The sequence below is a fragment of the Nitrospirales bacterium genome (genome assembly GCA_031315865.1).
Lineage (GTDB): Bacteria > Nitrospirota > Nitrospiria > Nitrospirales > UBA8639 > JAGQKC01.
This window is the reverse complement of the sequence record JALDRJ010000002.1, coordinates 2,435,997-2,460,955: the sequence shown is the minus strand read 5'-3', so window position 1 is coordinate 2,460,955 and position 24,959 is coordinate 2,435,997. Positions and strand designations below refer to the sequence as shown.

29 protein-coding genes are annotated in these 24,959 nt (G+C 49.6%); 12 read left to right on the top strand and 17 right to left on the bottom strand.

The window, feature by feature from the left end:
- Positions 1-16 precede the first annotated feature (16 nt).
- Entirely contained in the window at positions 17-247 is a 231-nt protein-coding gene (locus MRJ96_11260; GenBank protein MDR4502019.1) for a hypothetical protein, read from the top strand.
- Between the two features lie 349 nt (positions 248-596).
- Here the strand turns inward: MRJ96_11260 and MRJ96_11255 are convergent, their stop codons facing one another.
- From MRJ96_11255 to MRJ96_11240, 4 genes are all read right to left on the bottom strand, one after another.
- On the bottom strand, positions 597-1,424 hold the full coding sequence (locus MRJ96_11255) for an HNH endonuclease (protein MDR4502018.1): 828 nt from the start codon (positions 1,422-1,424) through the stop codon (positions 597-599).
- Positions 1,425-1,673: 249 nt separating this feature from the next.
- On the bottom strand, positions 1,674-2,108 hold the full coding sequence (locus MRJ96_11250) for a type II toxin-antitoxin system VapC family toxin (GenBank protein ID MDR4502017.1): 435 nt from the start codon (positions 2,106-2,108) through the stop codon (positions 1,674-1,676).
- A 193-nt stretch (positions 2,109-2,301) separates the two neighbouring features.
- A complete protein-coding gene (locus tag MRJ96_11245) occupies positions 2,302-2,583 on the bottom strand; it encodes a type II toxin-antitoxin system prevent-host-death family antitoxin (GenBank protein ID MDR4502016.1) in 282 nt (93 codons plus the stop codon).
- Positions 2,584-2,770: 187 nt separating this feature from the next.
- Positions 2,771-3,685, bottom strand: a complete 915-nt coding sequence (locus MRJ96_11240) for a glutaminase (GenBank protein MDR4502015.1) — start codon at positions 3,683-3,685, stop codon at positions 2,771-2,773.
- 385 nt (positions 3,686-4,070) lie between these two features.
- Here MRJ96_11240 and MRJ96_11235 point away from each other — a divergent pair, with 385 nt between their 5' ends.
- The 4 genes from MRJ96_11235 to MRJ96_11220 all read left to right on the top strand — a co-directional run bounded on the left by MRJ96_11235 (position 4,071) and on the right by MRJ96_11220 (position 6,452).
- Positions 4,071-5,234, top strand: coding sequence for a Na/Pi symporter (locus MRJ96_11235; protein ID MDR4502014.1), 1,164 nt, complete (start codon positions 4,071-4,073; stop codon positions 5,232-5,234).
- Positions 5,235-5,265: 31 nt separating this feature from the next.
- Positions 5,266-5,508 (top strand): hypothetical protein, encoded by a 243-nt coding sequence (locus MRJ96_11230; GenBank protein MDR4502013.1) that lies wholly within the window; start codon positions 5,266-5,268, stop codon positions 5,506-5,508.
- Positions 5,509-5,523: 15 nt separating this feature from the next.
- Positions 5,524-6,000 (top strand): hypothetical protein, encoded by a 477-nt coding sequence (locus MRJ96_11225; GenBank protein ID MDR4502012.1) that lies wholly within the window; start codon positions 5,524-5,526, stop codon positions 5,998-6,000.
- A 104-nt stretch (positions 6,001-6,104) separates the two neighbouring features.
- On the top strand, positions 6,105-6,452 hold the full coding sequence (locus MRJ96_11220) for a hypothetical protein (GenBank protein MDR4502011.1): 348 nt from the start codon (positions 6,105-6,107) through the stop codon (positions 6,450-6,452).
- 12 nt (positions 6,453-6,464) lie between these two features.
- On the opposite strand, the gene arsB is transcribed toward MRJ96_11220, so the two are convergent.
- From arsB to MRJ96_11205, 3 genes are read right to left on the bottom strand one after another with little or no spacing between them, the layout of a single operon-like run.
- Positions 6,465-7,565, bottom strand: coding sequence for an ACR3 family arsenite efflux transporter (gene arsB / locus MRJ96_11215; GenBank protein MDR4502010.1), 1,101 nt, complete (start codon positions 7,563-7,565; stop codon positions 6,465-6,467).
- Positions 7,566-7,605: 40 nt separating this feature from the next.
- Positions 7,606-8,097, bottom strand: coding sequence for an arsenate reductase ArsC (locus MRJ96_11210; protein MDR4502009.1), 492 nt, complete (start codon positions 8,095-8,097; stop codon positions 7,606-7,608).
- Between the two features lie 20 nt (positions 8,098-8,117).
- The gene (locus MRJ96_11205; protein MDR4502008.1) at positions 8,118-8,492 is read right to left on the bottom strand and encodes a metalloregulator ArsR/SmtB family transcription factor; all 375 of its coding nucleotides are present in this window, start codon (positions 8,490-8,492) and stop codon (positions 8,118-8,120) included.
- 386 nt (positions 8,493-8,878) lie between these two features.
- On the opposite strand from MRJ96_11205, the gene MRJ96_11200 reads away from it, so the two are divergent.
- Positions 8,879-9,151, top strand: a complete 273-nt coding sequence (locus tag MRJ96_11200; protein ID MDR4502007.1) for a hypothetical protein — start codon at positions 8,879-8,881, stop codon at positions 9,149-9,151.
- Between the two features lie 58 nt (positions 9,152-9,209).
- Here MRJ96_11200 and mgtE read toward each other — a convergent pair whose 3' ends face one another.
- Positions 9,210-10,673 (bottom strand): magnesium transporter, encoded by a 1,464-nt coding sequence (mgtE, locus tag MRJ96_11195; protein ID MDR4502006.1) that lies wholly within the window; start codon positions 10,671-10,673, stop codon positions 9,210-9,212.
- A 144-nt stretch (positions 10,674-10,817) separates the two neighbouring features.
- Here mgtE and MRJ96_11190 point away from each other — a divergent pair, with 144 nt between their 5' ends.
- Both MRJ96_11190 and MRJ96_11185 read left to right on the top strand, forming a co-directional pair.
- The gene (locus tag MRJ96_11190) at positions 10,818-11,405 is read left to right on the top strand and encodes a class I SAM-dependent methyltransferase (GenBank protein MDR4502005.1); all 588 of its coding nucleotides are present in this window, start codon (positions 10,818-10,820) and stop codon (positions 11,403-11,405) included.
- A gap of 130 nt (positions 11,406-11,535) precedes the next feature.
- Positions 11,536-12,990: an endo-1,4-beta-xylanase gene (locus MRJ96_11185; protein MDR4502004.1), complete on the top strand. Its 1,455-nt coding sequence runs from the start codon at positions 11,536-11,538 to the stop codon at positions 12,988-12,990.
- Between the two features lie 20 nt (positions 12,991-13,010).
- Here MRJ96_11185 and MRJ96_11180 read toward each other — a convergent pair whose 3' ends face one another.
- Together MRJ96_11180 and MRJ96_11175 are read right to left on the bottom strand one after the other, a co-directional pair.
- On the bottom strand, positions 13,011-13,433 hold the full coding sequence (locus MRJ96_11180) for a VanZ family protein (GenBank protein MDR4502003.1): 423 nt from the start codon (positions 13,431-13,433) through the stop codon (positions 13,011-13,013).
- A 622-nt stretch (positions 13,434-14,055) separates the two neighbouring features.
- Complete coding sequence (locus MRJ96_11175) at positions 14,056-14,436, bottom strand: hypothetical protein (GenBank protein MDR4502002.1); 381 nt, start codon at positions 14,434-14,436, stop codon at positions 14,056-14,058.
- Positions 14,437-14,692: 256 nt separating this feature from the next.
- Here MRJ96_11175 and MRJ96_11170 point away from each other — a divergent pair, with 256 nt between their 5' ends.
- On the top strand, positions 14,693-14,971 hold the full coding sequence (locus tag MRJ96_11170; GenBank protein MDR4502001.1) for a peptidylprolyl isomerase: 279 nt from the start codon (positions 14,693-14,695) through the stop codon (positions 14,969-14,971).
- Between the two features lie 288 nt (positions 14,972-15,259).
- Here MRJ96_11170 and MRJ96_11165 read toward each other — a convergent pair whose 3' ends face one another.
- The 5 genes from MRJ96_11165 to MRJ96_11145 form a co-directional block, all read right to left on the bottom strand.
- Positions 15,260-16,390, bottom strand: coding sequence for an alkene reductase (locus tag MRJ96_11165; GenBank protein ID MDR4502000.1), 1,131 nt, complete (start codon positions 16,388-16,390; stop codon positions 15,260-15,262).
- Between the two features lie 66 nt (positions 16,391-16,456).
- Positions 16,457-16,843, bottom strand: coding sequence for a DUF4383 domain-containing protein (locus MRJ96_11160; GenBank protein ID MDR4501999.1), 387 nt, complete (start codon positions 16,841-16,843; stop codon positions 16,457-16,459).
- Positions 16,844-16,922: 79 nt separating this feature from the next.
- Positions 16,923-17,381: a YHS domain-containing protein gene (locus MRJ96_11155; protein ID MDR4501998.1), complete on the bottom strand. Its 459-nt coding sequence runs from the start codon at positions 17,379-17,381 to the stop codon at positions 16,923-16,925.
- Between the two features lie 271 nt (positions 17,382-17,652).
- The gene (locus MRJ96_11150) at positions 17,653-18,432 is read right to left on the bottom strand and encodes a sigma-70 family RNA polymerase sigma factor (GenBank protein MDR4501997.1); all 780 of its coding nucleotides are present in this window, start codon (positions 18,430-18,432) and stop codon (positions 17,653-17,655) included.
- A 195-nt stretch (positions 18,433-18,627) separates the two neighbouring features.
- Positions 18,628-19,212: a TetR/AcrR family transcriptional regulator gene (locus MRJ96_11145; GenBank protein MDR4501996.1), complete on the bottom strand. Its 585-nt coding sequence runs from the start codon at positions 19,210-19,212 to the stop codon at positions 18,628-18,630.
- A gap of 581 nt (positions 19,213-19,793) precedes the next feature.
- Here MRJ96_11145 and MRJ96_11140 point away from each other — a divergent pair.
- The gene (locus MRJ96_11140) at positions 19,794-21,569 is read left to right on the top strand and encodes a hypothetical protein (protein MDR4501995.1); all 1,776 of its coding nucleotides are present in this window, start codon (positions 19,794-19,796) and stop codon (positions 21,567-21,569) included.
- 299 nt (positions 21,570-21,868) lie between these two features.
- Positions 21,869-22,762, top strand: coding sequence for a polyphosphate kinase 2 (gene ppk2, locus MRJ96_11135; GenBank protein MDR4501994.1), 894 nt, complete (start codon positions 21,869-21,871; stop codon positions 22,760-22,762).
- A gap of 102 nt (positions 22,763-22,864) precedes the next feature.
- On the opposite strand, the gene MRJ96_11130 is transcribed toward ppk2, so the two are convergent.
- Together MRJ96_11130 and MRJ96_11125 are read right to left on the bottom strand one after the other, a co-directional pair.
- A complete protein-coding gene (locus tag MRJ96_11130) occupies positions 22,865-23,461 on the bottom strand; it encodes a cytochrome P460 family protein (protein MDR4501993.1) in 597 nt (198 codons plus the stop codon).
- A 15-nt stretch (positions 23,462-23,476) separates the two neighbouring features.
- Positions 23,477-24,130, bottom strand: coding sequence for a DUF5069 domain-containing protein (locus MRJ96_11125; GenBank protein MDR4501992.1), 654 nt, complete (start codon positions 24,128-24,130; stop codon positions 23,477-23,479).
- A 225-nt stretch (positions 24,131-24,355) separates the two neighbouring features.
- Here MRJ96_11125 and MRJ96_11120 point away from each other — a divergent pair, with 225 nt between their 5' ends.
- A complete protein-coding gene (locus MRJ96_11120) occupies positions 24,356-24,934 on the top strand; it encodes a TetR/AcrR family transcriptional regulator (protein ID MDR4501991.1) in 579 nt (192 codons plus the stop codon).
- Positions 24,935-24,959: the final 25 nt, after the last annotated feature.

Sequence of the window (24,959 nt, the reverse complement as noted above, 5' to 3'; positions counted from 1 at the left end):
TTTCCCCATGAGCTACATGACGAGACTCGAGAAAGAAATTCTAGCCCTTCCTCCGGAAGAGCGGGAACATCTCGCATTGACAGTTTGGGAAAGTTTAGAGGCCCATTCCGGCAGCACCAATATCCTCCAGGATCAAGAAGGAATTATACTCGCCAAGGACCGAGATACTGAGTTGGAATCCGGTTCCGCTCAACCTCTTACCCAGTCAGAATTCTTGCGACGTACGAATACTGACGCCGCTGAATGAACATCGAGTTTCATCCGCTCACGGCTTCGGATCTCAATCACGCCAAAATACACTATAATCAGAAACGTTCAGGATTAGGTGATGAGTTTCGCTCCGAAGTGTATGCAGCAATTGACCGAATTCTCCGAAATCCTCGCCAGTATCCTATTATCGAACAAAACATACGACGTTGCCTGGTTCATCGCTTCCCGTACTCTATCTACTTTCGGCTTTTCAATTCGGGAACGATTAGAGTCCTGGTTATTCGCCATCATAAACGTCACCCACGATTGGGCTTAAGCCGAGACTAACTGCAAGAAGTTGGAACAAAATCTATAAAACTAGACTTAATCCTCAACATAAAAAATATCTATTTATCAGCCGGCATAGTAATTTGGTGAAAAAATTGGATTAACGGGTGTGAGGTTTGGTCTAAGGACAAAGCAATTAATTTTGAGGAGATATCCAATTGACAGTCTACGGCCGGGGGAAAAAGTTCATCAGGAATGTAACCAATAATAATCTTTGAAATACAATTGGATTTTTCACTATTACAATTCTCACATAAAGGCTGTAGGTTTTGGAGTTCGGTCCTACCACCAGAGTCCCAAGGAACAATATGATCAATTGTAAGCAAATCAGCGTTCAAGACACGCCTGCAAGACGTACATTGCTTTCCATATTCTTCATAGATTAGATTTTTCATCCAGCCTGTGGGACTTCTTCCAGGACTTTTTTGGCAACCATAGTAATCAGTTAAAGAGGTAGCATGAACATAAAATTTGCTTTTTTTATTTCTATTGAAAAGAATTTCCCCCTGGCATTTGAAACAAAATAGACCGTGCCATGTGTTTTCGCTAAGTTCTTTTTCGATTAACAGCAAAATACTTTTCTTAATACCGATTCCTTCATATGACTTTTGCCAGTTAGGTGGGAAAATTTCTGGCAATATTTGTTTCCCAAAATTTTCATCAGCATTCGTCTTGCACTGTCCACAAATTGGAAGCAGAATCGAGATATCTACATATGTTTTGAAATTATACAAATTTCTTATTTCCAAAATTCTTTTTAGCGCTTCACGATCAGATAATTGCCCTCTGAAAAGCGCAATATTGTGCTTAGGGCCTAATTCAACGAGAAATGAGTTATATGCATCCAGAATTTTTTTAGGAGGAATAAATGGAGCAAATAAAGTCATTTTTGATTTTATTGTATTTCTTCAGATGTTTACTTAACCGATTGTCTATCCCAGCTCTCTACTATCAATTACCATGTTCTAACATTGGCGCGAGAAGCAGTCTTACATGTTCGTCTTAGGAGAGCTTACGGGAAAGTCGCGAAACTCAACAAAGAAGATGAGAGCTTCGCTTATTTGGTGAACCAGCAACTCAACACTTCCGTGTTGAGTGCAAAATTTCTGATATCAACAGATTGCTGACGTTCTGCTCTAACCCACCCAGACAGTTTCAATATCAAGTTTCACAGCAGCTTCCCGCTGCTTCTTATCACTCGTCCTGAGAGGAAGATGCAAGCCTGATACAGATTGAAACATGAGTATGGAGGCCAAGTGAAGGACATCCAAGATTCTCAACTCTGTATTGATGATGACGTCGTTGACTTCTTTGAGCAATAAAAGACTGATCTCAACAAATTCCCAATACGCACTGTCAGCTTTAAGTTTGCGCAAGATTTCAATGAAATGATGGCGTTCCAGTTCTCCTAGAGTACATCGCCTCGAGAGGGCGGAAATAGCTTCAGTCAGCGCAATCATGGACGTCAGAAGACGGTGAGATTTTAAAAGACGGCGAGCTTCGGAAGAGCCGTCCTCTTTGATATAGCGTTTGACCAATACACTTGTATCGAAATAAGCCCAAGAAGTCATAGGCACTCCTAATCCGCAAACCAATGACAGGTCTGTTCATTCACTTACATAGCCTCAGCCAGGTTCCAGCAGACACGATTATCACGAACACGATCACCCCACTGCTACTGAAGAGAGCCGCCGCCGACCAACAGACACAGATCGCCGAATACGTGACTAATCCAGGGCAGTTGGCATCTCATGGCTCAGCGGATTAGTCGTCTTGATCACGCTCCTCCCGTAATGTCTTGGACATAGACATGCCGTTGATTGGTCGAGGAGTCCAGGCAGGAAGAGGAGAGGTTTTTGGGGCGGAAATAAGTAATCCGGCTTCTTCGAGACGCCGCATAACAGAATCTCTCTGCTGATGGGCGTTGAGAGGCTTAATCGTTGCAATCGGTTTACCGCGCTCTGTTAACACAACTTCCTGCCCAGACTTTACCGCTTTTATCGCTTTGGAAAAATTTTGGTTGGCTTCTCTTAAACCCATTTGCATGGCGACCCTCGTAAAGTAGGTATGTCACTACATAGGCTTAGCATAGATCTGTCAATGCTAAAGGAAGACTCTGAATGTAACTGCCATAAAAAATGAGGTTTCTTCCGGGCTGTTCAATGAGTCCGCACTCGAAAGATTAATTTTACATTATCGAGATCAAAGAACGGTTGGTTAGAAAATCGTTCTTTCAGAAGATGGAGGACTTCGTTCGAGTCGTGAAAAATTCGAGCACTCTCATGCCTTTGTAAGAATTTCCCTTGTCATTTAACTTCGGACTCCACACGGCAATCGTGTAATGCCCTGGATAAATCGCGATAATGCCTCCTCCCACTCCACTCTTCCCTGGCAATCCGACCCGAAACGAAAACTCGCCAGCTTCATCATAAAAACCGCACAGTTGCATGATGGCATTGATACGCTTGGTCTTGCTCCCGCTGACGACTCGATGATTCGTCAAGGGGTTCACCCCGTTCGCCGCTAAAAACAAAAATCCCTGCGCGAGTTCCTGGCAGCTCATCTCAATCGAACAAAGATGACAATAAAAATCCAGCACCTCTTCGATATCATTTTGAATGTTGCCGTAGGATTTCATGAAATTGAGCAGCGCAGCATTCCTAAAACCAGTCGCTTTCTCGGACTGCGCCACTCTCGAGCAATAGTCGATAGACGGATTTCCCGAAACCTTTCGTGTGAACTCAAGAAGCTCCTGCTTGGGATGCCGCAAACGGCTCACAAGAATGTCGCACACGACTAAAGCGCCTGCGTTAATGAACGGGTTACGAGGAATGCCTTTTTCGTACTCCAGTTGCACAAGAGAGTTGAAGGCTGTCCCTGAAGGTTCGACCCCGACCCGGTGCCACAATTGATCGTCCTCTAACTCGAACGCCAGAGTAAGAGACAGAACTTTGGCGATACTTTGAATCGAAAACTTCTCATGAGCGTCGCCAAGCCAATAATTTTGATCGTCAATCGTGGTGAGATGGATGCCGAATTTCCTGGGATCGACCTTCTGTAATTCCTGAATATACGAGGCAACTTGGCCGCAATCCTCCATCGTCGGCAATAGATCCTGGAGTTCATCAAAAAGCGCGTGATAGTCCATGAGTGTTACATTCCTTCCCCTTGTCCTCACTGTTCTATCGCCCCACCCCTGCCCTTGTCCAGAAGCCTGGCAGAATTGTTCAGTAGGCGTCGATATTGCCGGTGATCAAGAGCCAAGAAACGATTATCCATGATCAGTGACGCAAAATGCTTGATAGGCTCATGCGCCACAATCACAGAGCTAGGCCACCATCCATCTCCACGAACATCAGATTTAACACGACCGTAACACGGTCCACCTTGACCTTTGCCTCCCAGAAGTGCGAGACACTGTTAACCTAAAATTCTTGTATTCGTCACACATTCTTAACACAAGCTTTTTACTATTTCCTACGCGAGCAGCATTGAATGCTCGCATTTTCGTCTTTTTAAGCGGGAGAAGCCCAATGTCTATCACGACGACGTACGATCAACCCACAGCCACCTCAGCGAACTTCCAACAATGGTTCATGGTCGCCGGGCTTATTTACCTCCTCCTCGTCGCCGTCGGCATGATTGGAAGTGGGTTCAAAGCCGCGACCGGCGGGCAGGCCAAGGAACTGTTTTCTTTCGCCAGTAATCCTGTCACGGCTTTGGTTATTGGCACGGTCGCCACGGCGTTGATTCAATCCTCCAGTACGGTCACCTCCATTATCGTCGGACTGGTCGCAGGAGGATTACCCGTCCCTATCGCGATCCCCATGGTGATGGGCGCCAATATCGGAACCACGATCACGAATACCATCGTGAGCCTGGGGCACGTCAAACAAGGTGAAGAGTTCAAGCGGGCATTCGCCGCGGCGACCATTCATGACTTTTTCAATCTCATCAGCGTCGTCATTTTCCTGCCTCTGGAAATCGCGTTCGGAGTGCTGCAAAAAACCGGAGCGCTACTGGCAAATATGATGATCGGAGGGGATTCCATGTCCATGAAAGGACTCAACTTCATGAAGCCCCTGATCAGCCCCCCAATTAAAACCTTGCAAGGCCTATTCGGGAATATGGGGTTGTCTGAGATCATGGCAGGCGTGCTCCTCATCGTTCTTGGCATCGGGTTAATCTTTTTCGTGATTTCCTACATAGGCAAATTACTGAAGGTCCTCATGGTGGGGCGAGCGAAAGAGATCCTCCACAGCGCAATCGGTCGGGGGCCAATATCGGGAATCGCGACGGGAACGGCGATTACGGTTCTCGTCCAATCGTCATCGACGACCACAAGTCTGATCGTTCCATTGGCAGGGAACGGCGTATTCAATCTCCGACAAGTATACCCCTTTACGCTGGGAGCGAATATCGGCACCTGCGTTACCGCCCTACTCGCAGCAACCGCCGTCACCGGCGTCAACGCGATTTTTGCCCTTCAAATAGCCCTGGTTCATCTTGTCTATAATGTCTTGGGTGTTATTGTGATATACGGAATTCCGTTTTTACGAAACATACCGCTCCACGCGGCCGAAACGTTGGCCGATATGGCCGTCAAAAAGAAATTATACGTTGCGCTGTACATCGCCAGTGTTTTTTTCGTCGTTCCGCTGCTGCTAATCGGCGCCAGTCAGGCCTTTGGTTGGTAAGACAGACGACACCCTGATAAAGGATAAGACCATGGAAAAAGTTCTCTCGCGAAAACAAATGTTGGAACAAAAGGTCTATGAGTTGGAGGAAACGCTCGCAGGCTTGAAAACTCAACTACACCGGGAGATTGAGGCAGAACAGCATGAAGCGATCGATGAGCTCGAAGTCTACCTTGAAAAGGTCAATAACAAGTTCACCAACCTACAAGACTTCTGGCAGATCTTACGGAACGAAGTTACTGAGCTCCTGCAAGGCAAGAGAGAAAAGCACTAGGGCATGAGGCAACGCATGCACACAATCCCTTGGCCAATCATCATGCTTTCGGTGATTCTCACGGTCCCGGCCATGGCCGGGGTAGAGACGCCCATCGAACTGAGCACGATTCCAGAAACCATTCTCACAGAGGCGAAACTCAAATTTCCAGACGCCACCTATCAAAGCGCCAACACGGAGACCGAACCGGATGGAGGCTTCGTCTATGAGATTCAAGGAATCTTCAAGGACGGCCGGAAATTTGAGTACGATGTGTACCCCGATGGAGTTATCCAGGAAATCGAAGTCGTCTTCCAAGAATCGATGGTTCCGGGAGCTGTCATGAAAGCCATCAGACGAAAGCTTCCGGGATTTATCCCCACGTACATTGAGGCCAGTCATTCCGCGAGCATGAAAGTCGTCGGCTATGAGTTCGTCGGTCACATGGGAAGCCACGAGATCGACATAGATGTTTCCGCCGATGGAAGTATGATACAAGTAGCTGACAAATGACGACGTTCAGTCGTGTCATCGGATACGAGATCAGAGCGCTCTTTTCAAACGAACGGCCGGGCCCCGATCATTCACCACGTGTATCTCATCGAAGGAGGAAAACCATGCGTGTCATCCTTGTTTCTGCGTTCGTACTCTTGAGCATTGTAGGATGGAGCCATTCGGGATTCACGGCCGGACAACACCTGGATCTCCATGATGGATCGGCCTTGACGATCACCTCGCCGCAAAATGGCGATATGGTAGGAACATCGTTCGAATTAACCTATGAACTCAGGAAAGGGTTGAGCGCCGACCATGCCCATGTCTTCCTGGATGGCCAGTACCAGAAGGGGTTCAAGGGGACATTTCGTGATGTCGCACCGGGCCCGCATACGATAACCGTGAAAGTCGCCAACCACGATCATGACATGCTGAACATCTCCGATTCGGTGCGAATCACCGTCGAGTGACTCCTGTTTCAATCAGACGGACTGTTTGACGCTGGCAGGAACGGTCATTGCTCGTTCATACCACGGACGGGTGGAATTGACGATTTTTACGACTGACAGCATCACGGGCACTTCGACCAGGACTCCGACGACCGTAGCAAGCGCGGCTCCAGAATTGAACCCAAACAGAACGATAGCTGTGGCCACCGCCAGCTCGAAAAAGTTACTGGCCCCGATAAGTGCCGATGGGCCAGCGACACAATGAGCAACCCCCAAGCTCCTATTCAAGAGGTAGGCCAGGCCTGAGTTGACATACACTTGAATCAGGATCGGGATCGCAAGCATCGCGATGATCAAGGGCTGCGCAAGAATTTGTTTCCCCTGAAACCCGAACAACAGGACCAACGTAGCCAGTAGCGCCGACAGGGACACAGGATGGAGCCGGTCCAAGATCCGTCCGAGGTGCTGTTCCCCACCCGACCGTAAAAGCCTTTGACGCCACCACTGAGCAAAGACCACAGGAATCACGATATAGAGCGCCACCGAGAGAAACAGCGTCACCCAGGGCACCGTAATGGCCGATAAGCCGAGTAAGAGTCCGACCAATGGAGCAAACGCCACGATCATGATCAGGTCGTTCAGCGCCACTTGCGTCAGAGTGAAATGAGGTTCTCCCTTCGTGAGGTGACTCCAGACAAAGACCATCGCAGTGCACGGCGCGGCCGCGAGAAGAATCAAGCCGGCGATATAGGAATCCTGCTGCTCGAGAGGAAGGTACGGCGCGAAGACGATTCGGATAAAAACCCATCCCAGTACGGCCATAGAAAACGGCTTGACCGCCCAGTTGATGAACAACGTTACCGCGATCCCTTTCCAATGCTGCATCACGTCTTGAAGAGCACTGAAGTCAATCTTGAGCAACATCGGGATCATCATCAGCCAAATCAAGACCGCGACGGGGATGTTCACTCGTGCAATTTCCCACTGCCCCAGCTGATGAAAAAAAGCGGGAAACAGATGGCCGAGGCCAATGCCGATGACAATACACGAACCAACCCAGAGGGTCAGGTATCGTTCAAAGAAGCCCATCGGCGCGCCAACCGTACGAGCCGTTGTTTCACAAGCGACACTCATACCCTGTTCTCTTCACTCGATTCTCCGGTCACTCGACTCTCTAGACAATAGGTTGCAGGTGAACGTTCAGTGTCTCTGCGTCCACAGGCCAGGACGGCAGCTTGATGAGCTGTTGAATGTGCCGTTCCAATGTACGGTACACATCGGCAAACGCCCGCAACCGATCGTCATGATTTCCCAGAGCGGCCGCAGGATCTTCAATGCTCCAATGCGCTTTCGTCACTGGCCCGGACCATAGTGGGCAAGACCCGGCGGCAGCCCGATCGCACACCGTAATGACAAGGTCCAATGACGGAGCGTTCTCGCGGGAAAACTCCAGCCAACTTTTACTGCGAAGTACATGCGTGGGATGCTGGCGAATGTTCAGCAGCTCGATCGTCAACGGATGAACGTTGCCGGTCGGATGACTGCCAGCACTAAAGGCAGCAAAACGCGGATGCCCTAATTTTTGAAGAATCGCCTCCGCCATGATGCTTCGAGCCGAATTGCCGGTGCAGAGAAACAAAACATTCAATGGGTTCGAACTCATCATGCACAGCAGTCCTTCCAGAGTCAGGCCTGTTCCTTTCGTGTAGGGGGGCAGCATTGGGCCAGTTCGATGATACTGCATTGCTTCTTTTGATCATGCCGAATGCTGGCAAACTCGTTCCGGCAACAGTCCTCGACCATGAATCGGATAAGATCGGTAAAAAACTCGAAGTGAGCGCTGTAAATAATCGAACGCCCCTGACGGCGTGAGCTCACCAGCCGCGCGTTATTCATGTGGGATAGATGAAATGAGAGCGTATTATGCGGAATACCGAGCGCCACACTTAACGCTCCGGCAGGCATCCCATCACGGCCTTGTTCGACCAGCAGGCGAAACACCCGTAAACGGGTTTCTTGAGACAGCGCGTCGAAGGCAATGATTGCTTCCTGTATATCCATATGTCCAGAATAATGGAAATATAGAGTAAGGTCAAGTTCCGATCATTGCAACGTCATACTCCCTCATCACAGCTTCAGAAAGGCAGTTTTGGACAAAAACAGCATAATTACGTAGCCAATCAGGCTGGCACAACTAAGACGGATGGGCTGGCACTTAAGGAAATCCTGGAATTGGAAATGGACCGAAATTGCGTGAACCGGCTCTAAACTTTCCGTCTAAATAGACCGAACCACAATCATGAAGGCCCACCATAGGCTACACCCATGGATGGCAAACCACTTGAAAATACAAGAAAAAGAGATACACTATTGATTGTATGGGGTACACAGCACTTGCGCCTGGCACGCCCATATATGGTATTACAGTAGTCGAAGGAGGAGAAGGCATGGCGATTAAGGCCGGAGATTTTGTGATTTTTTCAAAATACAAGACTTCTTCCCATCCGAGTCCTCACGCCAAGGCCGTTTCTCCCGCCCAACATGGTGATACCTATTCTTATGTCATTGACAAATTCTGGAAGGTGGTCAGAGTCTTCGATGACGATACGATCGAAGTCGAAACTCGCCGTGGTAAACGGAATAGAATCGATGCGAATACGCCTCTGGTACGAAAGATCCGTCCTTGGGAGCGAGTAATCTTCCGGCATCGTTTGTTTTGACGATCCTCTCTTCTTTCATTCAGGCCAGCCAGTCACCGTCCTCCGCTTCTAAGGTACATTACACCAGATAGGTCAACAGAGACGTGGCGAGCGTCAGGTAGATCGCAATTCCTACGATATCCATCGTCGTCGAAACGAACGGACCCGCAGCCACGGCAGGATCGATTTGGAACCGATTAAACACAATCGGCAGCATCGAGGCCAAGCTGGTCGAGACCAAAAAAGCCAGCAAGAGGGAGACCCCGACCACCACTCCTAACATGGTATGTCCCTGCCACAGCCAGCCAACGACCATCACGAGTAGACCGGACACAAGGCCAAGACAGAGCCCAATCGCCAATTCATGTCTCCACACCGCCCAAAGATCGCCCGGCCCAATCTGTCCCACCGCCAGCCCCCTGACGACCAGCATCGAGGTCTGCAATCCGACATTCCCTCCCATCGCAGAAATGACCGGAATAAAACTGACCAGGGCGACCGCTTCTTGAAGCGTGAAACGAAAATACCAGAGTAATGCTCCCGACAAAAAAGTCCCAAGAAGATTCGTGAACAGCCAGGGAAAGCGTGCGCGCGCCGCACTGGGCACGGAAGAATACAAAAACGCGCCTTCGTCCGGAGCCCCCGCCATAATCAACATGTCTTCCGTCGCTTCCTCACTCATGACATCGACGACATCATCAACAGTAATGATGCCAAGCAAGGCTTTATTCTGATCGACGACGGGAATGGCTAAGAGATTGTAGGCGGCGACCAGACGGGCCACTTCTTCTTGATCCATGTCCGGGGTCACGCTGACCGTATGTCGAGTCATCATCGCCTCAAGCGGGGTGGATGGCGGATCCATGAGCAGTCGCCGCAACGACAACACGCCGGTCAACCGGTTATCTTTATCCGTGACGTAAATATAGAACGCAGTCTCGGCATCGGTTTCTTCTTGGAGATGGCGAATCGCCTCTGCCGCGGTCACGTCCTGAGGCAGCGACAGCACCTCCGTAGTCATGATACTGCCCGCCGTGCCCTCCTCGTACTGCAACAGATCCTTCACCTCTGCTGAATCTTCCTGATCCATCAGCGCAAGCACTTGAACTCGTTGTTCCTCGGGCAGGCCGCCCAGGACATCAGCGACGTCATCAGTCCCTAAAGATTTCAGAATCTGAAGGATGCGCGATGGTGAAAGGCTATTAGCGATATGTTCGCGAGTCTTCTCATCCAGTTCACTCAGGACCTGCCCCCGAAGCTCGTCATTCGGAAGGCAATCGAAGGCCATGACCTGTCCCTCAGGAGAGTCCAGATGTTGGATCACATACGCCGCATCGGCAGAATGCAAACGACTCAGCATATTGGTGAGATGGCGGAGAGCTTGACGATGAAACAACCGTCTCGCGGCGATCACGAGCAAATCACGTTTAGGAGGGATTGCCGTATCCTTCCGTCGAGCGACAGAAGTCACCTGTGCTTCGGTTGATTGAGCATGGGCCATGGTAGAATTGATCAATCCAAGTCCTTTAAGAATTGCTGTCATACTAGCAGTATAGACTCATACTCGACTTGTCAATAATATGAGTGACCTTTTCACATTTTTTGACTACGCATCAGAACTATGAGGTGATATCTTCCGACGTTTCACAAGGCTTTTATTGTCATGAGCATGTATGAAGAGTACTGTTTGCCTCACCTTTTACACTGCGCTTGCGGGCTTGAAGTCATTCAGGATCAGCGAAAAAAGGTCGTGCCATTAGCCGAGGGTCGAGTGCTGGAGGTTGGGATGGGATCCGGCCTGAATATCCCCTTTTATGATAGAGAAAAAGTGGAAATCGTGTGGGGCCTGGAACCCTCGGCAGGCATGAGGAAAAAGGCGCAGCCTCGCCTGTGCACGACGCCGATTGACATCCGCTGGTTGGATCTGCCGGGAGAGAGCATTCCTCTTCACAACGGAAGTGTCGATACGGTACTGCTCACGTATACATTATGTACGATTCCCGATTGGCGAACAGCCTTACAGCACATGCGACGCGTCTTAAAGCCTGACGGCACACTCATCTTTTGCGAGCATGGGTTATCTCCGGATGCAGGGGTACGTCGATGGCAGAAACGGCTCACTCCCCTATGGAAAAAGCTCGCAGGCGGCTGTCATCTGGATCGTCCTATTCCTCAGTATATCGAGGCGGGAGGCTTTACGATCCATACGATGAACGCCGAGTACATACAAGGCCCGAAATTTGCCGCTTATCAGTATTGGGGAACGGCGAAGTAGACAGAAGCCGAAATATATGAAACAGCAAACCATATTCGAACGACCACAATTTTTATGTTACAAAGAACAAAGGCTTCTTTTCGCAGAAGAACCCTCCAGGCGTTTCACCAAGCCAAAGATGAACATCGTGATGTCCATTCAAAAGCGTGCCGTACTATTTATGAGCCTGTATCTATCAATGGCCCCATGGTGCATGACTCCGGTCCAGTCCCAGGAAATGAAGCAGGCTGGAAAACCGGGATTATTCTCACTTGGAGCAAACCGGCAAGTGTCTATCGGTTCGATCACTGCAGATAATTTTTGGTTGCTTGATGACGCATCGCGTTACCAGGAAATGTATACGCGGGAGTTTAATATCGTCACACCTGAAAACCAATTAAAGTTCCGTCATATCCAGCCACAGCGTGACGTGTTCACGTTTGCAGCCGCGGACCGGCATGTACGGTTTGCTGAACAACATGACATCGCGGTACATGGGCATACGTTGATTTGGCATCGTTCGCTTCCCGAGTGGCTGCTTGAGAGCCCCTTGCCACGATCAGACATGATCGCCATCATGAACCATCATATTGATACGGTGATGGGCCACTATAAAGGGCGAATCAAGATTTGGGATGTGGTCAACGAACCGATCACTGGCAAAGGCAAGCTGCGCCACACAGTCTGGCACGATCGAATCGGCGAAGAGTACATTGAGCTTGCATTGCGTCGGGCCCGTCAAGCAGATCCCAGCGCAAAACTCCTGATCAATGACTACAATGTTGCCACGATCAACCGGAAATCCACAAAACTCTACAACCTTACTAAACAGCTGCTAGAACGTGGCGTACCGTTAGACGGCATTGGGTTCCAGATGCATCTATCGGTACACGACGGCCTTGATTTCGAGAGTTTCAGCGAGAATTTACAACGCTTTTCAGATCTCGGCCTTGCACTGTTTATCACGGAACTCGATGTTGCCATTCATACGCCCGTTACCACCGCTAAGTTGCAGCGACAGGCTAGTTTGTATAGAGATATTTTCCTTCGCCTCTTGTCTCAAAAGACCGTAAAAAGTATTCAGATGTGGGGCTTCACAGATAAGTATTCATGGATCGATAGTCACTTCCCAGGCCATTGCTGTGGTCTGATCTACGATAAAAACTGGGGGAAAAAGCTGTCGTACACGGCGATTTCAGAGGCGCTCGTAAGCGAACCCCAATACTTCCCCCAAACTGTCACATTGCCGGCAGGATCATTCGATGACGCTCACGGTGTCGATACAGATGGAGCGATCGTCTTTAACGTGGACAACGGGGACTGGATACAATTCAATAACGTCGACCTGAAGAATGGATTTGCCAAATTGCGAATACGATACGGAAACGGCCAGCTGCAACCCGGTAATTGGCGTGCAGAGGTTCGATTGGATAGTCCTTCTGGCGTCGAAATTGCGAAAATCCCTATCGTCCCTACCGGTGGTTGGGACGTGTTTCGAGACAAAACGGCGACGATTACCGGTGGATCAGGACGCCATACCGTCTACGTTGTCTTCAAAGGCGATCGTGGGGCCGGCCATTTCGACTGGGTTCGATTCGAGGAATGATGAGGAACCTTTTTCACTCCTCAGGCGCTCCATGAAATCTCTTTTTCCTTTTGTCTTGCCTCCTTCCGTGTGATGGCAACGAGACCACCAAGTATGCCTCCGGCCGTATTACACAGCCAATCGGCAGTCGCAGGATACCGGGTGTGGATGAATATTTGAGAACATTCGGCAAATAATGACAGACAGGCGCTGATCACAAAGATATTGATCAGAACCCGACGCTTTTTCAGGTCAGGACGCGAGTTGACATAGAACCATCCGACTGGCGCGAACAAAAGAATGTTGCCGATGATATCGCTGATCGAGAACGCATGCCCGTACAAAGGGATCCAGTTAATCTTATCGAAATGAGTATGCGTGACAATCTGGTCCCAGGGTGAAGTAGTCACACCAATCACTACGATGATCCACAGCCACAAGAGCTTCTTCCAAGGTTGAATCATGTCAGTACTCTAATGACTGCGCGATGACCAGTCCAGTGATTTTATTCATCACCAGTCGAGGCCATCGTTACGCTGCTAAAGTCTGTCGTTTCATGTCGTATATCTTATGGGGCCGTTGAAAAAATCCGCCAGCGGCGTTCTCGGCCTCTCGCCGCTTGAACCCCATGTGGTGAGTGAGAATGATTTCAGCACAAGGATCAACACAAGAGGCAACCCAATGTGTGGCCGATTCGCGAGAGTGCCGTGCTCACGTCGAGAGCGCATCCCTGACAGACTTCAGTACGCAAGGGTACACTCTTTGCGAAGTACGACGATAACTCCTTGGTGAATCCTTGAATCGGCTCGAGCCAGTACGCTCCGCGCGTCAAAATGCCTGCGGCCTTGCTGAACGGACTTTTTTGAACCGCCCCGACGCTGCCGTACAACGTCTTTCTGACAGAATATGGCCTTTGATACCTTCATTATTCAACACTCCCTTTATCGGAATCGTGCGGATTTTTTTGATGTTCAGTACCCCTTGATCGCATCCAACTTGAGATCTTTTCACTCTGTTTGGCTATTGCTTCCTCAGCGAAATTGCCCGCCAGAAGAACACGTTGGTATCTCCATGATGCCTTCTGTATCAGGAAGGATCGAAATTACCGTAGAATCGGATATTGAGGATTTTTCCGTTTTTCCATCGCTCGATGACTACTTGATTAACCGAAACATGGCCTTTGTCCTTCTGATCCCATTGCATGACCGCTTCGTAGAACACCACCCCGTTTCCTCCTCCTTGATCATCGATAGCCGTCGCTAAGATTTCGATGCCGTGATAGGCCGTCACTTTTGTGAGGAACTCGCGTTCATTCTTGAGCAACGTAGCGCGACCCACCGTCGGAGGATTCGTGTTTTCTTGCGCCGAGGCCTCTTCAGCATAAAAATCTTCAATGCCTTCGACAAATTTTCCCTGTTTTAGATATTCGACCACCTGTGCGTGTAATTCCTGCAAACGCTGTGACATGAGCACTCCTCCTTTGTGGGTTATTCCCAGAATGAATTAATGAATTGGTGTAAACCATTGTACGATTATGTGATCAATAAGGCTTTGTCGCGGAAACACTCATAGCGTTACATAGGTATAGCGGTTATCATTGAAAATATGGACGAAATATGGCTCACAATCGTTTCCCTTTGCAAGGCGGCAACAGTAGACATCACTTTACGAATCGTGCGATAACTGGCCATCAATCAATTTCAACTTAATAAGGAGATCAGCTATGGCCAAAGCACGCGCCCGTCACATTCTCGTGTCAACGAATGAAGCTTGTGAAAATTTAAAAACACAGATCGAAGGTGGTGCTGACTTTGCCGCATTGGCGAAAGAACATTCTACATGCCCATCAGGGAAACAAGGTGGAGATCTCGGAGAGTTTGGGCCCGGCCAGATGGTCCCAGAATTCGATAAAGTAGTTTTCAATGAGGAAGTCGGCAAAGTCCATGGCCCCGTCAAAACCCAATTCGGGTACCATCTCCTAGAAATCACCAGTCGCACCTAAGCCATACGCGATCTATATCAAAGACCGTGTGAGATCGATGGAATCCTCTTCACCCAAAGCCAGGCAGATGATTCCATATCGATAGCTGAAAAATGTAGCAACTTACATGCGAACCACCTTGCCATCCTGCAAGGTGGTTCGGGAGCCAAAGGATACACTGAACAAGGACATCTTCCCCGTGAGCCCCTGACCTCGACGCATGTGGGACAGACACGGCACCATTCATTCAAAAAACTTGAGACGACAGAACTCATCCCCACACAATTTCAGACATGTAGGTTCAGATCCTCATCGCACCAGGAATGGATAATCGGTATACCCTTTCTCATCCCCGCCATAGAACGTCGAAATATCCGGCACATTCAGCGGCGCGTTCAGCTCCAACCGTAATGGCAAGTCAGGATTAGCGATAAATAGTGCCCCGAAAGCGATAAAATCGGCTTCACCGGCAATAAGCGCTGACACGGCTCTGGCACGATCATAGCCGGCATTCGCGATATAAGAACCTTTAAATATTGCACGTATCTTGCCTTCATCGAAGGATTGTGAAGAGCGCACAGGGTATGCTCCATCACCATACCGGCCTCCAACGACATGGAGATAGGCCAACCCAAATTGATTCAACTGCTCGACGACATAACCAAAGGTCTTTTCTGGATCAGCATCATACATACTATTAAACATATGCACCGGTGAGATTCGCACGCCGACCCGTTCATGGCCCCAAACCCCGGTTACGGCTTTTGTAACTTCCAACAGCAATCGAGCTCGGTTCGCCACCGAGCCTCCATAGTCATCACTGCGATGATTCGTTCCATCGCGTAAAAACTGATCAAGAAGATAGCCATTGGCCGCATGAATCTCGACACCATCGAATCCGGCTTCGATCGCCTGTCGAGCGGCATACCGGTATTGCTCGATGATTCCGGGAATTTCATACGTCTGCAATGCACGTGGCGTCACAAACGGCTGAAGCCCGTCATACGTATAGGCATCTCCTTCGGGCTTGATCGCCGATGGGGCGACTGGAAGCGCCCCATCGACTTGCAACGACGGATGAGAAATTCGACCCACATGCCACAGTTGCAGAAAAATAAGTCCACCGCGTCGATGGACCGCCTGAGTCACGTTTTTCCATCCTTCCACCTGTTCTTTCGTATGAATACCCGGCGTATTGGGATAACCAACACCCTGCGGAGAAATTTGAGTGCCCTCCGTGACGATGAGGCCCGCCGAGGCACGTTGCGCGTAGTAATCGACATTCATGGATCGAGGAATATTCCTCTCCCCTGCCCGGTTTCGCGTCAAGGGAGCCATGACAATCCGATTTTTTACCTCATAGGGTCCAAGGCGAAATGGCGTCGTCAGGATTGTTCTCAAACCATCTGATTGTTCCTCATCCAACATGTTCATACTCATATCCGAATCTCCTTCTTCCCATTTTACGATGTTCGAACCAACGCGCAGATCGTGAATCTCCTAGACTTAATGAACCGGCACCCATCGAGGCTTTTCCCCCGATACCATCGCTGTTGCCGCCAACATCGTCATGGATAACCCCAAGTGTAACCACCGATCAGCCTCGTTAATAAGGACCAATCCGAGCAGCATGTCGCCATCCGTCAGAAATCCCAGTACCGCCACGCCAAAGTAGACGGCGGTCACGGATTTCAAGGTCGCAACCGCCTTCCCTTTCAGCACCAAACCACCAACCAAAAATGCTGTGCCTGTCAGAATGTGCACGACATTATGCATACCATTGACTTCAAATATCCCGCCCTCGGAGATTAGGGGATTGGGCAGAAACCCAAGCAGACCAACAAGAACAAACGTCACACCGAATCCAATTGTGATATGTTTGCTGTTCAACATGGTACCTAGCTCCCTGTGTTATCGTCAGGTGAATGAGAAAAGGCCGTAGGACCATCGCCTACGGCCTTTTCGGTTGTGTTCATAATTCGGATGGGGCTTTGTCGTGGATCTCTTTCCAATTGTCATCCGCCGTCTTAATGTAACCGGGAACATCCTGATTCCATTTGGCTTGAATGTTTCGATCCAAATTCAAGTACAGTCTCCCCTTGACGATCTTCCACACCTGAGGATCGGCCACAAATTTCTTACCGACCGCCACTCCGTACGCGCACCATCCTCCATATGCCGGAACGTATTTTTCAGGGTTAGCTTCAAACAATTCTTTGTTAGCCTCATTCGCAAAGGCATAGGTGACACCTTGGTAATCGGCCACGTGGTATCCATTGCCTTTAACCGGCTTACTTTCAGTGAAATAGGCGACCGGGTCATAGCCACTAATGCCTGGGGTACTTTTACTGAAATCTTGACCAAAAACCGGCGTCACAACGACCGCAATTGCCAAGACCACCGCTGACAACAATGTCTTTGAGATAGTCATCTCGTCTCTCCTTTGGTGATAGGGTGTTATTATATATACACAGATCTGTATACTTTCAACCCTTAGTATAAGACAGAGCGTTTTTGTTACAGCTTACGCATGACTTCCTAAATATGTTCACACTCTGCTTGAAATCTTCTCATCCAATGACGCAATGACGCCCCTTTACCGACAATGTCATCTGTCGAATTCAGGGGGGTCTTTTTTACACGCGCAGCGAAACAGCTACGTACAGTATTGTGAGTTTGTCGCTAAAAAAAGAGAAAGGCGTTTATTGCTGTGTGGAAGAGTCGTTCAGGTAATGCTCCAGGGCCTTCCGGACCTTCGTCCGGGCCCGATGTAAAAGCACTCGTTGATTGGTCGCGGTAATTTCCAATAGTTCACAAATTCCTTCAGGGTCAATGCCTTCGATATCACGAAGGATGATGACCTGGCGAAGATTCGCTGGAAGAGCATGAATGGCTTTGTGGATGTGATCCAACCCTTCTCGCGATAACAAGACCCGCTCAGGCGTATGTTCTTCCCAAATTCCTGGAGTCACGGTCCATGTTCCGGAAAGGGCACCAGCAGCATGGAATAATTCAGGCTCTATGGCGTGATCCTCTTCATGGTGAACAGTGGTGGAAGCAGACGAAAATGATACGTAGCGGCTTTCTCTTACACCTCTGGTTTTGGCTTGATTCGTGAGAATCTGAAAAATCCATGTCTTGAGAGACGACCGCCCTTCAAAACGATGAATTCCTTCCAGGACAGCCAACCATGTATCTTGCACAACCTCCTCCGCCACAGCTTCAGATCGTACATAGGTTTGAGCCAGCCGATGAAGCCGAGCATGATAACGATCTACCAAGAGCTTGAAGGCCACGTCATTACCTTGGCGAAGAGCCTGAACCAGTTCACTATCTTTCTTCTCAGAATCAAAAACTGGTGATCGTTCATGAACCTGCTCCGAGACACAGAACTCAGCTAAACCTTCCTGGGATGAGCGCTCGAGTTTGTCGCCCCTGAGAGCCGTGGAATGCATGAGTGGTGGATGTACAGCAGTCATCATGAGCGGCCTCTTCACTTGACATGTGAGTGAATAATCCATGGAGTTCGTGATGGCTTTAATGGAGACTCATCTTTCTCCTGCTTGTCCCTCAACATCGTATAGAATCTTTGGTATTCGGCATTTCTGTTTACACCGAACGTTCTGTAAAATACTTCACAAAAAAAACACCCCACGATTATCTCCCGTCAATGACACTTATCGCGAGCCGCCTTTCGCATACTTTCCGCCCAAGACGATACCGGGAAGTTCCGACAAAGTCCGTTCGAACGGACCGAAATCCTTCAACACCCGGGCCATCACTAACGAACCTTGAATACGAATGATGGCATCTTGTGCTTGCTGGTGAGCTTTCTTCTGGGGAACGCCAGCTTCACGCGCCACCTTGGCAATAGCTTCTACCCATGCCCCCATTCCCTGCTGCACATGCTGGCGAATAGGGGTTTCATCAGAGCCAAATGAGAGGGAATCCAATAGGCAACTCTGCTGCCCACCGTGAAAAAATTCTCGAATTCTATCAGCCATCGTGCGGATACGTGCTTCCGGCTTCCCCGGACCTAACAACGGAGTCAGCGCTCGCTCCTTCAACCACGTCCACGCCCGGTCCAACACGGCCTTGGCCATTTCTTCTTTTCCTCCGGGAAATCGATGATACAGACTGGCACGCTGAAGGCCGGTGGCTTTGGAAATAATGCTCAAACTCGCTCCTTCAAACCCATGAGTTCGGAACACGCAGGTAAGGCGGTCCAGCAATTCGTCTTCGTTGACCTTGGTGATCGGCATAGTCTCTTCCGCTTTCCTTGTTATATACCGAACGTTCAGTATAGATCAACAGTCAATTTCACTCTTCATTTGTTACAACAGATTTCGATGTTTGTTGAGTTGAACTAGAGCAGAAGTAATAAAGACAGAACAGCTAGGCTGTCCGAGTGCTCTAAAGTCGTCCCCCAACCCACTTTCCCCCAAACCCACTGTGCCTATGACTTGAGTAGTGTCAGAGAAGTGCCGTGCCTAAAATCGTATAAGAAGCCTATCCCCTATTCTGCACCAATTTAATTTGCGCTATACTCTTACCCTTAAATACCCTTAAAAACCAGATTTAAGGATTGTTTTTTACGTATTTCCTCATGCGGATTCATACAATACATGCACTTTTTCAGTCACGATGCTGGAATAATCTCCACCATTCGCCGTGAACTCAGGCAGAGTGCCTATCCACGCCGCTATACCAGTCTGCAGAGAATTGAGGAAGGTTGATATCGACGAAGCTTACGAGGACTATGGAACAGGAAATTCCTTACCCGTCACGACAGCACACTATCCCATTGCCCCGTTGTGATGGATCATCACCAAGGAGGAGCCAAATGAAACGCATCACACTCAAGCCATACCTTGGCATCACGGTCGCTCTGCTTTTCATCGTATCAACACCCGTGAGCGCAAAAAATGGCCAAAATATTCCCTATGAAGTCTGGGGTGTCGATCAGTCCAACTCGGTGAGTAGCGCTCCAGCCCGCGGAACAATAGGCAGTTTGATCTGGGTGTGGAACAGTGAAGACATCCATGCCCAGGTCACCAATGGCACTCCAGCTCAGCCGCTGGGCTGTGATGGAAATAATACCCCGGGGGACGGCCCCTGCGATCTCCTCGATGTCTTTCCCGGCACGTTAGCCGAACATGACAGCAATGGCGTGACCGGTGCGTTCCTCGGCGATTACAACTATGGGCGCCTACACGGTGCACTATCCGACCCGCAGAATCGTTACATGAATATCAGTCTCTTCGGCCCCGGTAATGGTTTTGTTGGCATTCTCAACGGCATGACCAAAGAAGCCGTCGCGTTGTTTCGCGTGACCGGCACCAACTCCGGTCAACGGGTACACATGTCGTTCTGGAATAGCGATGGTAGCGCCTTGCTGATCGCTAATTTAGACGGCAAAGTGCTCGAACGCATCGACATCAGCCGCAATGCTGATGGCGCCATCACCCAGGCTAGTTTCAATCGCTCGGCCAGTCTTGGCGTTGGCAAAAATCTAGCCGTGACAGCGGAGGTCAAGATGTACCTGGGACAGAATGCGCACGGCAACGCCATGCTCGGCACGATTACTGGCGACTATAGCAATGCCGACTTCGGCGATCTCACCCCTGCCGGTAAATGTCGAGAGAACGGCTGCAGCGGCGGCTCCGACGGCAATATGGGAGGTCGCGTCAACAACGTGATTATTTGTCCCATCTCTTCTTCCAACGATCGCGCCTATATCACGATGGGAGGCGGCGGGCTCTTGGTTGCCGACACGACGACCACACCGATGACCATTGTTGGCGAATACGGACAGCAAGTGATTAACGGTGCCGGTTGTGGCGGCGTTCAAGTAGGCAATCACATGTGGCTCAATGCCGGCGTATCTGCCTCAGACGCCGGTAACGTGCATTCAACCTTCACCATCTATACGCTTAACGATGACGCATTCCATACCGTTCAGGCAGAAAACACTCCCTTGCCGGTAACAGTCTACAAAGACTCTGATGCCAACGATGGCCATGCGGCCAACACTGCTACCATTGGCAACCTGGATGGCGACCCGTCTCCAAACCTGACCGGACAGCTTCCTGGGACAAGCACCCGTCGCGATAGCCACGGTATGACACGGACGTTGTCCAGTAACCACGTGCATACCGTAGATCGCATCCAGAACCTCGTTGAGGCGATCGATACCCAAACCCTGGCCAGAACCACCTATGACTTGACCTCGACCAACGGCCTGGGCAATGGCGTAGGACCGTGCGATGCCGCATCTGTCACCTACGAAAATGGTTCGACGGGCGACCCTTCCCTGCCTTCTAACGATGCCGCGCCTGACCTGATGGAAACCACGCCCGATGGCAAATACCTCGCGGTGGCCCTGCGTGGGCCCATACCTGTTTCCGTCACCCATGCTGCGCAGGGAAGTTGTCCCGGTGTTGGCATCATTCGACTTCTAGCGGGTGGAAAAAGTGGAAAACTCGCCACCGTACTGCGTACGACCAATACGGTTGACGACACACCTGTCAGCGCACCAGGCGGTTACCCTTATGCAGGCGCCGAACACAGTGATATTCATGGGGCCTCGGTGCGCACCCGCGTAGAAGACATGAGGTAGGTACGCCAAAGGGGGCGGACTAAGACAAATACCCGCCCCCTTTCGTACGAATCGGTATCTCAGGTGCTAAAAAGGTTGATCAGCCGTCATTGCTTGCTCGCATAAGCAAGAACTTCAATTCTTGAAAGTCTGAGATGAACAAAAAAAATCACCGATTCGCAAAGGCTGTCAACTTGAGTGGATTCTTGTCTTTGCAGCATGGTCTTGTATCATCCTAGAATGCGGAACATACTCCAAAGATTCCGTATTTTCTGACAAGCCATATTCAGCAGCCAGTTATTGAGGAAGGTTGACATCCGATGCCTAGTCCAAAGAAGCTCAAAGCCATACCCATCAGAACAGCGACGCAATCGTTATCAGAGACCGATCTCACCAGCCTGTCTTCACGACAGGGGCTGATCCAACTCCTCAAATCCAAAAACATCGATATCAAGCGTGCGTTACGAATCCTTCGTTATGAATCACAATTACGACAATTGCAAATCGAATTGGTCAAGTTACAGCGCGATGTCCAACTGAGCGGACGCCGGGTTGCGATTATTTTTGAAGGCCGTGATGCGGCCGGAAAAGGTGGGGCTATTCGACGATTTACCGAACACCTGAACCCGCGCTCCATGAAAGTGGTGGCCCTGCCGAAACCCACCGAAGTGGAAAAAGGCCAATGGTACTTCCAGCGCTACGCGAACAATCTTCCAAATCCAGGTGAAATCGCTTTCTTCGACCGAAGCTGGTATAACCGGGCTGTTGTCGAACCCGTCATGCAATTTTGCACGCAAAGTCAGTATGAGATCTTCATGCAGCAGGTTCCGGAATTCGAACATATGCTCTATGAGGACAACATCGAGCTCATCAAATTTTGGTTCTCCATATCGAAAGACGAACAGGAACGGCGGTTCAAGCGGCGTGTCACCAACCCCTTAAAACAATGGAAAATCAGCCCTGTTGACGATAAGGCCCAAGGGCATTGGGATCTCTATACCATGTACAAGAAAGAAATGTTCAGCAAGACCCACACCTCGTATTCCCCTTGGATCATCGTAAAAGCCAACAACAAATTGAAAGCAAGGCTGGAAGCGATTCGCCACGTCTTGAATACCCTCCCTTACAAGGGGAAAAGTGAGACGAAGATGAACCTCCACCCCGACCCCAGCATCGTGTTACGATTTCATCGGAAGAGCAAGGTCATTGATTAGGAATGTATAATCGGACAACTATTCAATAAATCCAGGATATCGCAGGATTTCGTCCTCCCCTACCCACTCCATATCATTCGGTCTGAATCGCTCAATGATTTCTCATTTCTGCAGCACCGGATACCCAAGCGTATAAATCCATTTGTCATCTTTTTGGGCATTCTTCGGAGCTAACTCTTTGGCAGGGGTATGGCACGGCACGCAATCGATTTTATAATTGGTTGAGGCCGTCTTTTCAGGATCGTCCGCATTAAAGAACGACCAGCCCCATCCATCTCCCCATAAGCTGGATGACTGAAAGCGTCCTTCGGTATCTCTCACCAGCACAAACCAGCCTTTGATCGTCGTTGCGTGACCCACAGCCGGCCCCGTGGTCATCGACATCGTTTCCGCGTGTAATAGCTCTTTGACGAGGACCGCTCCATCTGGAAACCTGCCCTTCTTTTGATAATACTGAATCGTTTCGGGCTGCGTGTACACCACATGATGTTCCTGGATTCCCGGCTTCCCCTCCACCTTGGCATGAGACCAGGTGCCGAGGGCCGGCCACAAGGTGTAATCGTCGGGGACGCGAATGTTTCCGGTTTGTCCATCCACATTGGGGGCGAACCCTGTTTTCTTTTCTGCCACAGCCACTCCTACGACGCTCAGACCCACCAGAGCCAAAACAGCACAGACAATCGTTGCACGATTCATCATGATTCTCCTACCCTTTTAACAGTTTATGTGATGATCAGAACCGGCCTGGAATTGAGCAGAGATCTTAACATATTCCACGATGGAGTCCAGATCATCGTCCGCACTCCATACAACTCGTAAAAATTGAGCAGGCTCGGTTCCCACTTTTCTCAAAAAAGCCCGATCTTCTTTACATGAATACATAATTTCCGGAGACATTTCGCCCCGTAATTTAGCATGCGCTTTCGCCATAATCCGAGGAAGCCAGGGGAATCCACCGATTTCCGCAGTTGGCACTGGCAACTCCTCCGGTGTGATGACACGAGTCGACCGGCAACCTTGCTGTTCGTAGAGGAAATACTCGGCTCGCACTTCGGTGATGCGAAGTGCGGTTTCAAAGGACGGCTCCCCATAGACATACCAATCTTCCAAGAAGTCATAGATTTCTTGCGTTGATGTCCCGATAGAGACTAAGAACGAAACATCCTCCTGATTCAAAAAAGAATCGGCCTTTCGTTCTCCGGCAAGGTATTGCTCCAACCCCCGCCTGGTCAAATCTTCGAATTGAGTGGCCCAACTGGGGCGCGTGACACGGGGCAAAAACACATTGCGGGGACGTCCTTTTCGATTCACATCAGTTCGACTAATCAGGGACCCTTTTGGGGTTGTGAACGCTTTTGACATAGCCATGACACACTCCTTGTTCATTAAAAACACCAATCGAATGTAAACAGATCAGTCTAGCATGAGTTCATTAGTCATCCCAGCATTCATTTCGTTACACATCGCATTCATGCAGGAAAAATTCTTGACGATGTTGCCATTCTACGATCTGTTTAGTACATTCAAAAAAATTCTTCTGACTGGATCGTAAACGATCTCTTGGAGACACATCTGTTTAGACAGGGCACTGCCATGCCACGACATTCAAAACGAGAGCAACTCATCCAAACCGCACTGAATCTATTCACGAAATACGGGATTCATGCCACAGGAATCGATACGATCGTGGAAAAGGCCGGAGTCACGAAGAAAACCCTGTATGCGCATTTTCGATCGAAGGAAGAACTCATCCTCGCCGTACTGCGTCATTATGACGGAAAGGCTCGAAATGATTTTATGCGAGCAGTCGAGAGTGGAGGAAAGTCACCGCGAACGAAGCTACTGGCTATCTTTGATGCGGCGCAACTCTGGTTTCAGCAAAAGCACTTTTACGGATGTCTCTTCATCAATACGATTGGAGAGTATTCAGAAAACGACACTCCCATCCGCCACATCTGCCAGGAATACAAGAAACTGGTCAAAGGGTACATCCAAGAGCTCTGTCAAAAGGCAGGAGCCAGCAATCCACAAGCCTTAGCTGAGGAACTCGCCATACTCCTCGAAGGCGCGACCGTGACGGCTCAAGTCTCACAAAACCCTAAAGCCGCTCAGATTGCCAAACGTGCAGCCAAGACTCTGATTGACCAGGCGATTTCGCCATGCTCCCCATAACGTGAGCCTGGGATATACGTCCGAG

What these genes read in the sequence shown, in the direction of transcription:
- MRJ96_11235 (MDR4502014.1), top strand. Translation starts at nt 4,071, where the DNA reads ATGTCTATCACGACGACGTACGATCAACCCACAGCCACCTCAGCGAAC.
- MRJ96_11220 (MDR4502011.1), top strand. Translation starts at nt 6,105, where the DNA reads ATGCGTGTCATCCTTGTTTCTGCGTTCGTACTCTTGAGCATTGTAGGA.
- MRJ96_11130 (MDR4501993.1), bottom strand. Translation starts at nt 23,461, where the DNA reads ATGATGAATCGTGCAACGATTGTCTGTGCTGTTTTGGCTCTGGTGGGT.
- MRJ96_11245 (MDR4502016.1), bottom strand. Translation starts at nt 2,583, where the DNA reads ATGCAAATGGGTTTAAGAGAAGCCAACCAAAATTTTTCCAAAGCGATA.
- MRJ96_11120 (MDR4501991.1), top strand. Translation starts at nt 24,356, where the DNA reads ATGCCACGACATTCAAAACGAGAGCAACTCATCCAAACCGCACTGAAT.
- MRJ96_11150 (MDR4501997.1), bottom strand. Translation starts at nt 18,432, where the DNA reads ATGATGACTGCTGTACATCCACCACTCATGCATTCCACGGCTCTCAGG.
- MRJ96_11255 (MDR4502018.1), bottom strand. Translation starts at nt 1,424, where the DNA reads ATGACTTTATTTGCTCCATTTATTCCTCCTAAAAAAATTCTGGATGCA.
- ppk2 (MDR4501994.1), top strand. Translation starts at nt 21,869, where the DNA reads ATGCCTAGTCCAAAGAAGCTCAAAGCCATACCCATCAGAACAGCGACG.
- MRJ96_11210 (MDR4502009.1), bottom strand. Translation starts at nt 8,097, where the DNA reads ATGATGAGTTCGAACCCATTGAATGTTTTGTTTCTCTGCACCGGCAAT.
- MRJ96_11260 (MDR4502019.1), top strand. Translation starts at nt 17, where the DNA reads ATGACGAGACTCGAGAAAGAAATTCTAGCCCTTCCTCCGGAAGAGCGG.
- MRJ96_11250 (MDR4502017.1), bottom strand. Translation starts at nt 2,108, where the DNA reads ATGACTTCTTGGGCTTATTTCGATACAAGTGTATTGGTCAAACGCTAT.
- mgtE (MDR4502006.1), bottom strand. Translation starts at nt 10,673, where the DNA reads ATGACAGCAATTCTTAAAGGACTTGGATTGATCAATTCTACCATGGCC.
- MRJ96_11200 (MDR4502007.1), top strand. Translation starts at nt 8,879, where the DNA reads ATGGCGATTAAGGCCGGAGATTTTGTGATTTTTTCAAAATACAAGACT.
- MRJ96_11175 (MDR4502002.1), bottom strand. Translation starts at nt 14,436, where the DNA reads ATGTCACAGCGTTTGCAGGAATTACACGCACAGGTGGTCGAATATCTA.
- MRJ96_11225 (MDR4502012.1), top strand. Translation starts at nt 5,524, where the DNA reads ATGCACACAATCCCTTGGCCAATCATCATGCTTTCGGTGATTCTCACG.
- MRJ96_11155 (MDR4501998.1), bottom strand. Translation starts at nt 17,381, where the DNA reads ATGACTATCTCAAAGACATTGTTGTCAGCGGTGGTCTTGGCAATTGCG.
- MRJ96_11230 (MDR4502013.1), top strand. Translation starts at nt 5,266, where the DNA reads ATGGAAAAAGTTCTCTCGCGAAAACAAATGTTGGAACAAAAGGTCTAT.
- MRJ96_11240 (MDR4502015.1), bottom strand. Translation starts at nt 3,685, where the DNA reads ATGGACTATCACGCGCTTTTTGATGAACTCCAGGATCTATTGCCGACG.
- MRJ96_11125 (MDR4501992.1), bottom strand. Translation starts at nt 24,130, where the DNA reads ATGGCTATGTCAAAAGCGTTCACAACCCCAAAAGGGTCCCTGATTAGT.
- MRJ96_11140 (MDR4501995.1), top strand. Translation starts at nt 19,794, where the DNA reads ATGAAACGCATCACACTCAAGCCATACCTTGGCATCACGGTCGCTCTG.
- MRJ96_11160 (MDR4501999.1), bottom strand. Translation starts at nt 16,843, where the DNA reads ATGTTGAACAGCAAACATATCACAATTGGATTCGGTGTGACGTTTGTT.
- MRJ96_11165 (MDR4502000.1), bottom strand. Translation starts at nt 16,390, where the DNA reads ATGAGTATGAACATGTTGGATGAGGAACAATCAGATGGTTTGAGAACA.
- MRJ96_11170 (MDR4502001.1), top strand. Translation starts at nt 14,693, where the DNA reads ATGGCCAAAGCACGCGCCCGTCACATTCTCGTGTCAACGAATGAAGCT.
- MRJ96_11185 (MDR4502004.1), top strand. Translation starts at nt 11,536, where the DNA reads ATGTCCATTCAAAAGCGTGCCGTACTATTTATGAGCCTGTATCTATCA.
- MRJ96_11180 (MDR4502003.1), bottom strand. Translation starts at nt 13,433, where the DNA reads ATGATTCAACCTTGGAAGAAGCTCTTGTGGCTGTGGATCATCGTAGTG.
- MRJ96_11205 (MDR4502008.1), bottom strand. Translation starts at nt 8,492, where the DNA reads ATGGATATACAGGAAGCAATCATTGCCTTCGACGCGCTGTCTCAAGAA.
- arsB (MDR4502010.1), bottom strand. Translation starts at nt 7,565, where the DNA reads ATGAGTGTCGCTTGTGAAACAACGGCTCGTACGGTTGGCGCGCCGATG.
- MRJ96_11145 (MDR4501996.1), bottom strand. Translation starts at nt 19,212, where the DNA reads ATGCCGATCACCAAGGTCAACGAAGACGAATTGCTGGACCGCCTTACC.